General features: G+C 42.1%; 17 protein-coding genes. 1 reads left to right on the top strand and 16 read right to left on the bottom strand.

Going from position 1 to position 10,690, the window contains the following annotated elements; translation table 11 throughout:
- From G6W42_RS08270 to G6W42_RS08250, 5 genes are all read right to left on the bottom strand, one after another.
- On the bottom strand, window positions 1-552 hold a 552-nt coding region (locus G6W42_RS08270; protein ID WP_194173639.1), incomplete at its 3' end, for a hypothetical protein.
- A 156-nt stretch (window positions 553-708) separates the two neighbouring features.
- Window positions 709-1,680: a phage late control D family protein gene (locus tag G6W42_RS08265; protein ID WP_194173638.1), complete on the bottom strand. Its 972-nt coding sequence runs from the start codon at window positions 1,678-1,680 to the stop codon at window positions 709-711.
- Window positions 1,674-1,865, bottom strand: a complete 192-nt coding sequence (locus G6W42_RS08260; RefSeq protein WP_194173637.1) for a tail protein X — start codon at window positions 1,863-1,865, stop codon at window positions 1,674-1,676. The genes G6W42_RS08265 and G6W42_RS08260 overlap by 7 nt, the downstream gene beginning before the upstream one ends.
- Window positions 1,858-2,229 carry a phage tail protein gene (locus G6W42_RS08255; RefSeq protein ID WP_194173636.1) on the bottom strand — a complete coding sequence of 124 codons (372 nt, stop codon included), beginning with the start codon at window positions 2,227-2,229 and terminating at the stop codon, window positions 1,858-1,860. Before G6W42_RS08255 ends, G6W42_RS08260 begins: the two co-directional genes overlap by 8 nt.
- 4 nt (window positions 2,230-2,233) lie before the next feature.
- On the bottom strand, window positions 2,234-4,426 hold the full coding sequence (locus G6W42_RS08250) for a phage tail tape measure protein (RefSeq protein WP_194173635.1): 2,193 nt from the start codon (window positions 4,424-4,426) through the stop codon (window positions 2,234-2,236).
- A 51-nt stretch (window positions 4,427-4,477) separates the two neighbouring features.
- Between G6W42_RS08250 and G6W42_RS08245 the strand changes: the two genes are divergently transcribed.
- Window positions 4,478-4,858 (top strand): hypothetical protein, encoded by a 381-nt coding sequence (locus tag G6W42_RS08245; protein ID WP_194173634.1) that lies wholly within the window; start codon window positions 4,478-4,480, stop codon window positions 4,856-4,858.
- On the opposite strand, the gene G6W42_RS10690 is transcribed toward G6W42_RS08245, so the two are convergent.
- The 11 genes from G6W42_RS10690 to G6W42_RS08195 form a co-directional block, all read right to left on the bottom strand.
- On the bottom strand, window positions 4,843-4,971 hold the full coding sequence (locus G6W42_RS10690) for a hypothetical protein (protein WP_021084060.1): 129 nt from the start codon (window positions 4,969-4,971) through the stop codon (window positions 4,843-4,845). The genes G6W42_RS08245 and G6W42_RS10690 overlap by 16 nt on opposite strands.
- A 17-nt stretch (window positions 4,972-4,988) precedes the next feature.
- On the bottom strand, window positions 4,989-5,249 hold the full coding sequence (locus tag G6W42_RS08240) for a phage tail assembly protein (RefSeq protein ID WP_148817339.1): 261 nt from the start codon (window positions 5,247-5,249) through the stop codon (window positions 4,989-4,991).
- An 87-nt stretch (window positions 5,250-5,336) separates the two neighbouring features.
- Window positions 5,337-5,852 carry a phage major tail tube protein gene (locus tag G6W42_RS08235; protein WP_103604090.1) on the bottom strand — a complete coding sequence of 172 codons (516 nt, stop codon included), beginning with the start codon at window positions 5,850-5,852 and terminating at the stop codon, window positions 5,337-5,339.
- 10 nt (window positions 5,853-5,862) lie between these two features.
- Window positions 5,863-7,026, bottom strand: a complete 1,164-nt coding sequence (locus G6W42_RS08230) for a phage tail protein (protein WP_194173633.1) — start codon at window positions 7,024-7,026, stop codon at window positions 5,863-5,865.
- A gap of 38 nt (window positions 7,027-7,064) precedes the next feature.
- On the bottom strand, window positions 7,065-7,694 hold the full coding sequence (locus tag G6W42_RS08225) for a DUF7338 family protein (protein ID WP_194173632.1): 630 nt from the start codon (window positions 7,692-7,694) through the stop codon (window positions 7,065-7,067).
- Window positions 7,675-7,839 (bottom strand): hypothetical protein, encoded by a 165-nt coding sequence (locus tag G6W42_RS08220; protein WP_194173631.1) that lies wholly within the window; start codon window positions 7,837-7,839, stop codon window positions 7,675-7,677. Before G6W42_RS08220 ends, G6W42_RS08225 begins: the two co-directional genes overlap by 20 nt.
- A complete protein-coding gene (locus G6W42_RS08215) occupies window positions 7,823-8,128 on the bottom strand; it encodes a hypothetical protein (RefSeq protein WP_194173630.1) in 306 nt (101 codons plus the stop codon). The genes G6W42_RS08220 and G6W42_RS08215 overlap by 17 nt, the downstream gene beginning before the upstream one ends.
- Window positions 8,129-8,136: 8 nt before the next feature.
- Window positions 8,137-8,775 carry a hypothetical protein gene (locus G6W42_RS08210; RefSeq protein WP_194173629.1) on the bottom strand — a complete coding sequence of 213 codons (639 nt, stop codon included), beginning with the start codon at window positions 8,773-8,775 and terminating at the stop codon, window positions 8,137-8,139.
- A gap of 1 nt (window position 8,776) precedes the next feature.
- Complete coding sequence (locus tag G6W42_RS08205) at window positions 8,777-9,325, bottom strand: phage tail protein (protein WP_194173628.1); 549 nt, start codon at window positions 9,323-9,325, stop codon at window positions 8,777-8,779.
- Window positions 9,322-10,407, bottom strand: a complete 1,086-nt coding sequence (locus tag G6W42_RS08200) for a baseplate J/gp47 family protein (RefSeq protein WP_194173627.1) — start codon at window positions 10,405-10,407, stop codon at window positions 9,322-9,324. Before G6W42_RS08200 ends, G6W42_RS08205 begins: the two co-directional genes overlap by 4 nt.
- Entirely contained in the window at window positions 10,404-10,688 is a 285-nt protein-coding gene (locus G6W42_RS08195) for a GPW/gp25 family protein (RefSeq protein WP_194173626.1), read from the bottom strand. Before G6W42_RS08195 ends, G6W42_RS08200 begins: the two co-directional genes overlap by 4 nt.
- Window positions 10,689-10,690: the final 2 nt, after the last annotated feature.

Raw genomic sequence — 10,690 nt, 5'->3', positions numbered from 1 at the left:
ATAATAACCTCTATCCATCTGTATAAAGCCGGTAATGAAACCAATTGCAGATAATATAACCCTGCAATACTCATCAAACTCTTTGAAGGTGATTTTTTCCTCACAATCTATAATTAAAAAATTATGAATATGATAAAAAAATGAAAATGTATATTTTTCTTTAATATTAAATTTTAAATAATTATTCAAACTACCGTAAGGCTCATGTGCAAATACATCACTACCAAAATGATAAAATAAATTATGATGTTTACTACTGGCATTTTCACAAGGTATCCATAGCTTATAGTAGCCTTCTCTTGTCTCATTAAATCCAACACTTGCAAATTCATATATGCTCCAATAACTAGAATCCCCCTCTTGTCTTTTAAATAGTGATGATATAATTTTTATCTTCATACCATTTATATCTAATTTCTCATCATCTATTTTTGCAGTTCTGAGATCACCATCAATGAACTCATTGTCTTTTTTTAGTAAAAATATATTTCCATCTTTATAAAAATTATTTTCTTGTGCTTCTACAACATCAATCAATTCTGTCTTTTTCATAAATTTCACTACCTTTTTTGTTTTTTGCCTAGTTATATTATACGGCATTTATTGTGTTTTTGTTATTAATGCAAAATATCTTATTGATTTAACCCGTCTCACTTTTTTCGTAAAAAAATTTCTCATTTTTAACCTTAATGTAAAAAATGAGATTTTTTACCCCTCAAATTCAATCTCTATTTCGTAATTATCCGTACTTAATCTATGGCTTACGCTTTTGATACTAAATTCGTTTGCTTCTAGTCCAGCTATACCGCTAAATTTAAGCTTTCCGCCCGCTACTATATTTGCGCCTGGTAAACTACACCTGCCGTTTATGCCGCCCTTTTGCAGTTCGTTTAGCTTGGCTTCGCCTTGTCTAAAAGCCTCGTTATCTGATTTTGGTTGGGCTATTTGCATCTTGTAGGTTTGCTCGCCCGAGCCTACCTTAATACTCTTTGTTTTTCCCGCTTCTACATCTTGCCACTCTACTATTACGGCCGTATACGAGTTTCTATTTGCCTCCGTGATCTCCAAGGAGTAAAGCTCGGCTAAATTTAGAGTAAATTTGGGCAAACTCTCGTTTTTAGGCGTATTTGAAGTTTGCGTTTCGTCTCCTTTGGCGTCTTTGGAAGCTATAACGATGGTGTTATTTTTTACCGCCATGATAAAGCCGTAATCAAAGCAAAGCCCATACAAGAAATCTAGATCTCCCGCGTCGTTTTGCAAGACGGAAGCGATGTTTTGATCCTGCCCGGACGTTTTTACGGCAAGTTTATTTTCGGCGGCTATTTTTCTTGCTATTTCAAATACGGTAGTGTTCTCCCAGCTTCTACGCTTTTTGATTTTTTGAGGGCTGGCGAAGTTTACGGCAGTGGCTCTTGCTTCGGTGGTTCGGTTTTTATAATCCCTACTAGCTGTTTGCACGCTAAACGAGCCGCAAAGATAAAGATCGTCCCCATATCCTAGCCAAAGTTTTAAGCTATCGCCGAATACGGGCTTGGCGTATATATCACTAACGCTAAAGCTTATCTCGTCGCTTTTGCTGCCTTCCTTATCGTCAAAATTTAGACTGATGAGATTTGCTTTGATGATCTCCGTAATATCTTTACCGTTTGCTTCGAGTTTAAAATTCGGGTGTTTTACCATAATTTGGCCTGTTCTTTGGCTTTCTCTTTTATCTCGGGCAAAAATACCTTGTCGCCCGCTTTAAGTGTAGCGGCTAGTTTTGGATTTAGAGATAATACTTGCTCGAAAAATCTTAAATGTCCGTAATGAGCGTAAACGATAGTATCGATCCTATCGCCGTCTTTTGCTATATAAATTTTAATCATAATCTCTCCTAAGCTCGATATTAAAGCTCTGTGTAAAAAACGCTCCGTTTGGGGTAAATACGGCTTGTTTTTCGCTGATTTTAATAACCGCAAACCTGCCGAAATATTTGCCGTTTCCGTTGGTTAGCGGATAACTTTGCCTTGAGTAAGCTATATCGTAAAGTCTTTTAAGTGCCGTTTGTTTGTCGCCGTTATAGGGCATAGTCTGGCCCTCTATGCTCACGGTTTGGTTTCCTAAATTTGCCGCAAATAAAATGGGGTGATTTTGGATACGATCCTGCGAGCTTATGCCAAACTCGGTCTCGAGCGATATGCCGCCTACTTGCTTCCAGTTAAATTTAAATCCGCCCAAATTTAAGACCATATCGTTACCTTTGCTCTCTTATTTCGGTGTTGGTGCTATTAAATTCATCTCTTTTAAGCGCCTCTTTGACTCCTCTTGTTATTTGAGCCTTAAAGCTTTCAAGATCGAATTTGCCGTTATTTGAATTAAGCAAAAAATCGCCGTTAAAGTTTATATTTATATTCGCTCCGCTTGAGGTAGCCGCTAACGCGGCGGCTTGCGGGGAAGCGGGTTTAGACGCCGCGGATAAGACCTCTTTGGCCTTTACCGGCGCGCTTTGAGGTTCTTCGTTGTTAAACCACGAAAAAGGGTTATACCAGTTGCTCTCTTTGCCGTCTCCTATACCAAGAGCGTCTTTCGTCCAATCAGTAGCCACTCCCAAGGCGTCTCCGATAGAGCTAACGATATCTACGACCCACTGAAATTTCTCGGATACCCAATCAAAAAAGCCTCCAAAGATAGATCTCCACCACTCTACTACCGAATCGAATATAGAGCTAAAGAAATTTGAAGTAGCCTCCCAATAGGGCTTTACGCTCTCCCAGATATTTCCAAAAAAGGCTTTTACTTTGTCCCAGTTTTCTATAATCCATGCCGCGCCCGCTCCTAAAGCTACTACCAGGGCTCCGATACCAGTAGAGATGAGGGCTAGGCGCATTATTTTCATGCCGGCCGCAGCCGCGAGAGATGCGCCTCTTACTGCCGCCATAGTCGCCGCCCATGCTTTGCCCACGGCGTTTGCTATCCAGGTAGCCGCTGCCGCGGCTTTCATACGAGTAGCGGTGATCAAATACGCAGCATTTAACTTTAAAGTATTTAGATATTTAAGCTTAAACACACTATTTAAAAAGCTTATGCCAGTCCCTAAAATTTTAGCTTGTTGCCATGCTATATTAAGACTCCACCACAAAATTTTAAGCATAGGAGCCACGGTGATAATAGCAAGCATACCGCCTACAATACCAAATAGTGTTTTTGACAAATTTGGAAATTTCTCGGTAAACGCGGCTATAGAATTTGTCACTTTTGAAAGTCCATTTACGATTAAATTTAACGTTGGCAAAAAGGCATCACCTATCGTGATACCTAAGCTTATGAAGCTTTGAGTAAGCCTTTCTAGTCCGCTTTTAGTAGTGGCTAGTTTAGCCTTCATCGCTTCGTCCATACTACCGATCGCTCCTTTATCGTTTACTAAATTTACAGCCTGATTGTATTGACTGATCGCGTTTACTAGCGAACCCATATCGTCGGCAAATTGAGTACCGAATAGATCGGTTAGTACGCCCATTTGAGCCTTTTTATCGACTTTGGCTAGAGTGTTTAAAAACATATCAAGCCCACCGCTAGCATCGCGTGCCATTGCAACCTTTAAGTAGTTTGCATCCATTCCAATGCTTTGCAGAGCTTTTTTAAATTTCTCGTCTTGCCCGTCGATATTTGCAAGTTTATTAAATAGCGAGTTCATTGCTGTTGAGGCCACTTCGGGAGCTTTACCTAGAGACAAAAAGCTGCTAGCAAGAGCTGAAATTTTATCACCTTTAAGTCCAAGTATCGAGCCTGAGCCTGCCGTACGACCGATTACGTTTATGATATCTCTTGCTTTTACCATAGACATTTTATCGTCAAGATAGTTTATCTTATCGCCAAGAGTTGCTATCTCATCAATTCCTAGTTTTAGGTTGTTCATCGTTAGCGCAATCGCATCGCCCGCATCTTTACCGCTCATATCAAATGCTACGCCCATTTTAGAGACTAACTTTGTAAAGTCTGCGATCTTTGAACTATCGAGTCCAAGCTGTCCGCCAGAGGCTGAAATTTGCGCTAGCTCATTTGCGTTTATGCCAAGTTCGCGACTTAGCTGTTTTATCTGCTCTCCTAAATTTTTTACCTCGTCTTTGCTTTTAAAATCGACGTATTTTTTAACTTCTGCCATCGAGCTTTCAAAATCTACGGCGAGTTTAACCGGCACCACAAAGCTAGCAGCCGTTGCTAGAGTGCTTTGCCATTTGCCCAGCTCACCGCTGATCTTGCCTACATTCGTATCGATGTTTGCTTTAAGTGCGCCGATCTTAGCTATTTTTTCATTTAGCCCAGTAACGTTTTTACCAACTTTTTCAAGCCCAGCACTAAGCTTGCTAAGTGAGCTTATATTGCCAGATAAAGCACCAAAGCCAGCTGTTTTTAGGCTAATTAATATGCCCACTTGCGTGCTATCCATTTTTGTTCTCCTTTTCTTGACTTTACTGGTTTTTTGGCTTAAAATATCCGTATGAAACGACTCATTTTTCTTACATTCGTCCTACTTTTAGGAACTCTTAGCGCCTATATGATCGAGGGTAAAATACCAAATAGCGATAATATCGCGGGCGGACTATTTTTCGGAACCATCTTGGCTGTACCGATCTTTGCTTTACTTAACGCTTTTGGATTAGCCCCGTGCGTCAAAGATCGCCCTACGCCTAATATGGATTTTCTTTTTGATGAAAAAAAAGACAGCAGCGTTAGCATTTTTGTAGCCTCGGCTCTAATTTTTTCAGGGCTAATAGGCTTTTTTAGCATTGAATTAGCTCTTGCTTGCGCCTTTGGCTCCATACTATTTCAGGGCGTTATTAAATTCTTAATAAGCTATATCTTTTATGCCAAACTTTGAGATTTAGCCTTTAAAATTTCCATCGCTATTTTTAAAAAATCCTCGTATTCATCTACGTAAAACTCCATAATTTCATCAAACGAAAAATGAAGCGCGTGTCCTATTATCGCCACGCCCTCGCGAGTGTGGCCTACGCTAAAAAACCCGCTACCGCGCTAAGAATAAGCGAGCAGTCTTTGGCTTCTAGCTCCTCAAGCTCCGCTTCGCTCATACAAGTAAGGTTGCTAGCTAGCCTAAAAGTCAAATCAGCCTCGTTGCTTCTGCCTGCGCTCATAGCAAAGCGAAGATCTTTGCCTTTTGGATGCCTGATTTTAACTTCGTTGCCGTCTGATAACGTAACGACGGTGTATTTGATGCCGTCTTGCTCGATGATTTCGTTTTTCTTGCTCATTTTTATTCCTTTGACTTAAAATTTAAGGGCCTTTAAAAAGCCGTTTAATCTATCGGCGCAGCTCTCGTCGCCGATAGAAAATATTGATTATTCGCCCAAATTTGAACGTACTTGCGCCAAATAATCCACACCGCCTATAAGGCATATCATGTTTTCGACGTCTAGTAACGCTACCGGGACTTTGCCTATATTTATATCTAAAAAATGAACGGCTAGCTTGACGCTAACTTCCATCTCTTTTCCGCTTTCAAAGCTTCCCGGGTCTATCTCGGTGATATCGCCAGTGACAGCCATAGAAAAAGGCTCGGGAGCGCCTTTGCCGGATTGAAAGATGCTAGCCTTGAATAAAAAAGGAATTCTGTTATTCCAAGTGTTTAGTCCATAACCCAAGTATGTGTTCCTATCAAGCACGCTTAGCTTAAACTCCATTTCTACGGGTTTTATCGTCCCGCTTGCGAAATTCCCGCCGAGCGCCCCTTTGGCTTCGATCGTCTCTTGTTCTATCTTTGGTATTGTGAGCGATTTAACTACGCCTAAATATCCTTGACCGTTTATGAATACGCTTGCTTCCTGAATAACTTGAGGAATTTGTCTCTTTACCATTTTTTACTCCTTATTTATTTAAATCGTTCATAAGCGTTTCACCGTATTTATCGACATAGATAAAATCAAGCGTAAGCTGTTTTACGATAGGATTGTTTTGCATGCGGACGTCCAGATAAAATTTGCCGTCCGTAATGTTTGCTAGCGTATTTTTCTCGCTCCAGCTAAGTTCGTATCCGAGCAGTACTTTTGCCCCGACCAGACTGCGCAGTAGCTCGCTAACGCTTCTTTTGGCGTGATATAATTGATCTGCTTTTCTATCGATCGCAAACAGCACTCCCTTTTGGCAAGCTTGCGAAATACGGTCAAATACCCTTACTCTTGCAAGGTCTTTCCATATAGTATCTTGATCGCTAGTCTCTCCGCCCCACGCTCTAAAACCGCTTTCTCTGATAACGGTCGAAATTTTAGCCGCCCTTAGCTCGTCCGCGGTGCAAGTTTCTCCAAGCTCAAAATCCACGTCTATTTGCGTACCAGAAACCCCTATCATAACTCTGTTTGAGTAGCTGTCGCTATATCCAAACTCGCTCATGCCGTCCGTATGAGCTATCATGCCGGCTATTCTCGCACTTTGCCCCTCATAGACATAAGCGTTCGTTTCATCATCCCAAACCTTGACATTTGGATAAGCAGCAACTAGCCTTCTAGTGCCAAAGTCTCCCATCTTTACTATCGCCGCGGCCGCATCCTGAACTTTTAGATCTACGATGCCGGTTGCTTTTAGCCTGGTTGCCATCTTTTCTATCTCGCCCTTAATCGCATCTTCGTGGCTATATTCGGGTGCTACGATTAGATTAGGGTTATATCCGAAGCGAGATTTAGCTTTAGCAAACTCTGTAACGGCACTTTTGCACTCTGTGATCTCATTGTTCGTATCGCTATCGTCGTCTTTGGTGAATACGCTTAATATTATTTGTGTATTAACCGCCTGATCTTCGATGCCCTTTAATGCCCTATAAATAGAGCCTTTTTTAAAAGCTTGGCTCGCATCCTTTTTAGCTTTGTATTTTGTTTCAAGAGCTTCAAGTGCCTTTGCTGTTGTCATATAAAAATGTAGACCATTTTCTAACACCTCTTCATACCCTGCTATACCAATAGGCGTAGTACTTTCTACGCTGATAGGCCTTGCGGCCTCGGCGCTTATGGTTACGTTTACCCCGAACTTTGCTGCCATACTATCTCCTTTTAAAATTTGTTAATGTTTGAAATTCTTTATCGGGCGTCTTCGACTCCCTTAAACGGATGAAACGCCCATACCGTCTCTAAGGCTTTCTTATCTTCGGCTTGGGTATATTCGTGCCAATTTTTCTCATTCGCGTCGGCTATGTCCATAAGTTTCCAGCCGACGTAAATTCTCGCGTAAAACCGCTTGTTCCACCTGATCATGCGGTAATAGCCGAATCTTCTCCTGCCGTCTTTGAGGCGACACTCCACCTTACACCACGAGCTTACCCTGCCGCCGTTTGAGGTTACGCTAGGGTCTCCTATCGTAACTACGCTAGCGGGATCTATGTCGTCCATCTTGACGCCTAGGTATTTGCTTGAAAAATAGCCTATGCGGTTTCTGTATAGCCAACAAAGGCGCGCGAAGTACGTGCGGTTTTTAGGAGGCGGGAAGTGATCCCGTCTCCACCCGCCGTCGCCATTTATGGCTGCATTCTCTCCGTCATAATAGTCGTTGGCGTCCTCGAACCATCTAGCCCATTTCGGGAGACGATCGTTGCTAGGCTTCGTAAAAGCTAGAGCTATGGGCACTACTACGAAAGAGGCTATCTCAAGCGGAAGCTCGATAGCGATATTTTTTGAAATTTGCAAAATTTCTTTATTGTTTAGTCTTCTCATTTTTATCCTTTTGATTTTCTTCTTGCTTTGATTCGTTTTCTTCCGTTTGATACTTTGGGCTAGCAGGGCAGCCGCTCCAAGGGCAATTTCCTTGTTTATCTAGCTTTGAACTGCATATCTCGCAGCGTTTAGTTTTCTTTTTCATTTTCGTCTCCTTTTTCTAGGGCTTGTTTTTGGGCTATAAGCTCTTTGTATTCCTCGCGAAGCTCGGGAAGGGCGCTATCGTTTCCGATGAGTATCGCATGACGGATATAGCTTTCGGTTTCTTTGATTTGCGCTTCGAGCTGCGCTAGCTCGCGCGCTTTTTCGTCTATTTTAGCGTCTAAAATTTCGTTTAGCTCAGCCTCGTCTATCGCAACCAATCCCGCTCTTAAAGGCTTCTCGCCGTCCTCGTACCCGTAAATTTCATTATTATCGTCTTTGTAGTATTTCATTTTTTCTCCTATCTGAGTTCCACCCAACCATACAAAGCACCATTGCCAGAAACTTTATACGTTGTTTTTGGAGGTATGATAAACGTTTGGGCAACATGAGTAGCTGCACTGGTATGTGCGGTATTTGACGCGGAAACCAATTCACCGCCTATGTTCACATTCAAAATTAGTTGCATGACTTTGTTTTCGTTCCAAACATCTACATACAAAACGATGGGCCTTAATGAGGTATTCTCATAAAATACGTCTAGCCTCCTAGTGCTTAATAAATTTTGGGTTGTTTGATTTATTCCCAACATCTGGTTTTTTAGCGCAAATTTCTCGTCGGTTTGAGCTTTCGTGTATGCGTCTATTTTGTCGGTCTTTTTAAAATACGTGGCCTCGGCGATAGCGCTATCTAGTTTAGGCGCTAGTAGCGCGTTAACCTCGCCTTTTGAATAGCTATCGCTTATATCGCGCTTTGAAGCTAGCTTTGCGCTAGTGTCAGATTTTAGCGTCTCTATCTCGCCTTTTAGGTATCCGGTACGGTTTGCCAGCTGAATAGCTTGCTTGTTACTTATTCCGTCCGCGCCGCCGACTACCGGGTCGGTCGTTTCTAGTTGATAAATTCCGCTCTCCCAAGCGGCAGTTTCTCTTAAATTTGCCATTTTAATACACTCCGTAATTGTAAGTTTTATCGTAGGTTGCCTTGCCGTCGTATCTTAGCGCGGTCGTTCTAGCCTCTACCGCTACTAATACGCACCTAGCGGGTGCAGCGGCGATTGCGGCCTCTTTTAGTCTTTGCGCTTTCGCGCGGTCCGTTAGCCCGCTAGTTATGATGCTATATTCCGCCCAGTGGTTGTTGCTTCCGTAAAAGCGCGAGCCGCCAAATTTAAAAGCGCCGTTATATTTCTGGCTTAGATTTCCTTCAATGATAAGCGCGTCTTTATCGTATGCGCTCACGGCTTTTTTCATAGCGTAAAAAGTACCGCTATAAAAATGTATCTCGAAGGCGTTTTTTATAAGCTCTCTGGCTGCCGCTTCACTAAGTCCATCTATATCCACGTCGTAGCTTTGAGCCAGTATAGGCAAAAGAGAAGCCGGGCAAGAGTCGGCCAGTATATTTATCGCTCCCAAATCCAGATTATCAAGCCTTACTCCGAATAGCTCGTCGAATTTTTTATCGAATTTGTTTTTGTGGTTCGGCAGTAAACTCATAACTCGGCCTTTTTGTAGCTTAGAGAAAAACTTACTCTTATAAAGCTATCTTCTCCTACTTTGGTATCCGCGCTCAGAGTTATTAGCCTTGCTCTATATACCCCGCTTCTATGAAGAGTAGAGTAGATGTAGCTTAAATTTAGATCTTCGCCGATAGAAAGAGAGGTTTTTGAGGCCTTGATTTCTTTATCTATACTATCTTGCAAAAACATATCGGTGAGCTCCAGCTCGGCCTTAACCTCTATATTTTTTATCGCAGCGTTTGCTACCGTAACCGTATCTGTTAGCGGGCGTACCTTCTCGCCGCTTAGATAGTCCGCTACGCTTTGTCTGGTCTCTTCGCTCATATCGCTAGTTTTTAGGTATACCTTTACTATGCCCGGTCCCCCATTTAATACGCTGGTTTCTTCCACCTTTGCATTTGCCGAAAGGGCGTGATATATATAGGCTTTTTTGCTTCCCGCGGTCGAAAACCTCTCCAAAGATAGCACCGCTCTTTCCCTTAGCCTTTCGTCGCTTTCACGCTCGGCTCCGCCTTCAAACTCACTTAGCTGTTTTGCTTTTAGCACGAAAGGAAAAGGCGTTTGGATATATTCGCACTTTGTTCTACTGGTTTTTGTAAACTCATCTAAGATGATCGTTCCGACGGCCTTTAATTCGTTTGCTCTTATTATCGTCTCGCTTTTTAAGGTTGCTTGCTTGCCGTTTTCGCTACGTAAAATTAGACCTTTTGGCAAATACGTATCGCTGCTTCTTGGCATAGAGAGTGTAAATTCACTCTGCGCGGTCGGCTTTTCTCCTTTTAGGCGCTCTATGCCGTATATCGCTACGATATTATCAAGATCGCTACCTTGGGCAAAAGGTAAAAGCATAGATTTTACGCTACTATTTATCCTGGCTCGCAAAAGCAGCTCGCGGTAAGCCAGCGTCTCAAGCAGGGCCGAATAGTTATCGCTCTCCAAAAGCGAAATTTCTTTATCCGTCAAATAGCTTTTAAAAAGCTCTTTAATACCGTTTAAAAGCTCGTCGTAGTTAAGCTCTTCGATCACGCCTGGATACGGTAAATTTTTTAAAAAGCTCATAGCTCTATCCCTATCTCGTCGCCGCTAATTAGAACGATCTTAAAATTTAGCCTATGGTCTTTTAGGCTTATTAGCTTTACTTCGTCTATCTTCACTCTTTTTTCCCATCTTTCTACGGCTTCTATGACGTAGCACGCCAGATCAGCACGAAATTCATCATCCACCTTGCGATCTATTAGCTCATAAATTCTGCTGCCATACTCAGGCAGCATCACACGAGAGCCAAGCGGAGTTAGGAGTATGTCTTTGATAGAGTTTTCTATATCAATTAGATGTTTCACCA

This window comes from Campylobacter concisus, from assembly GCF_015230015.1.
Lineage (GTDB): Bacteria > Campylobacterota > Campylobacteria > Campylobacterales > Campylobacteraceae > Campylobacter_A > Campylobacter_A concisus_AF.
Note: the sequence above shows the minus strand (reverse complement) of the source record. Positions and strands in the feature narration are given on the sequence as shown.

Excerpts from the sequence above, each read along its gene's own strand:
- G6W42_RS08265 (WP_194173638.1), bottom strand. The coding sequence starts at position 1,680 with ATGGTAAAACACCCGAATTTTAAACTCGAAGCAAACGGTAAAGATATT.
- G6W42_RS08260 (WP_194173637.1), bottom strand. The coding sequence starts at position 1,865 with ATGATTAAAATTTATATAGCAAAAGACGGCGATAGGATCGATACTATC.
- G6W42_RS08255 (WP_194173636.1), bottom strand. The coding sequence starts at position 2,229 with ATGGTCTTAAATTTGGGCGGATTTAAATTTAACTGGAAGCAAGTAGGC.
- G6W42_RS08250 (WP_194173635.1), bottom strand. The coding sequence starts at position 4,426 with ATGGATAGCACGCAAGTGGGCATATTAATTAGCCTAAAAACAGCTGGC.
- G6W42_RS08245 (WP_194173634.1), top strand. The coding sequence starts at position 4,478 with ATGAAACGACTCATTTTTCTTACATTCGTCCTACTTTTAGGAACTCTT.
- G6W42_RS08240 (WP_148817339.1), bottom strand. The coding sequence starts at position 5,249 with ATGAGCAAGAAAAACGAAATCATCGAGCAAGACGGCATCAAATACACC.
- G6W42_RS08235 (WP_103604090.1), bottom strand. The coding sequence starts at position 5,852 with ATGGTAAAGAGACAAATTCCTCAAGTTATTCAGGAAGCAAGCGTATTC.
- G6W42_RS08230 (WP_194173633.1), bottom strand. The coding sequence starts at position 7,026 with ATGGCAGCAAAGTTCGGGGTAAACGTAACCATAAGCGCCGAGGCCGCA.
- G6W42_RS08225 (WP_194173632.1), bottom strand. The coding sequence starts at position 7,694 with ATGAGAAGACTAAACAATAAAGAAATTTTGCAAATTTCAAAAAATATC.
- G6W42_RS08220 (WP_194173631.1), bottom strand. The coding sequence starts at position 7,839 with ATGAAAAAGAAAACTAAACGCTGCGAGATATGCAGTTCAAAGCTAGAT.
- G6W42_RS08215 (WP_194173630.1), bottom strand. The coding sequence starts at position 8,128 with ATGAAATACTACAAAGACGATAATAATGAAATTTACGGGTACGAGGAC.
- G6W42_RS08210 (WP_194173629.1), bottom strand. The coding sequence starts at position 8,775 with ATGGCAAATTTAAGAGAAACTGCCGCTTGGGAGAGCGGAATTTATCAA.
- G6W42_RS08205 (WP_194173628.1), bottom strand. The coding sequence starts at position 9,325 with ATGAGTTTACTGCCGAACCACAAAAACAAATTCGATAAAAAATTCGAC.
- G6W42_RS08200 (WP_194173627.1), bottom strand. The coding sequence starts at position 10,407 with ATGAGCTTTTTAAAAAATTTACCGTATCCAGGCGTGATCGAAGAGCTT.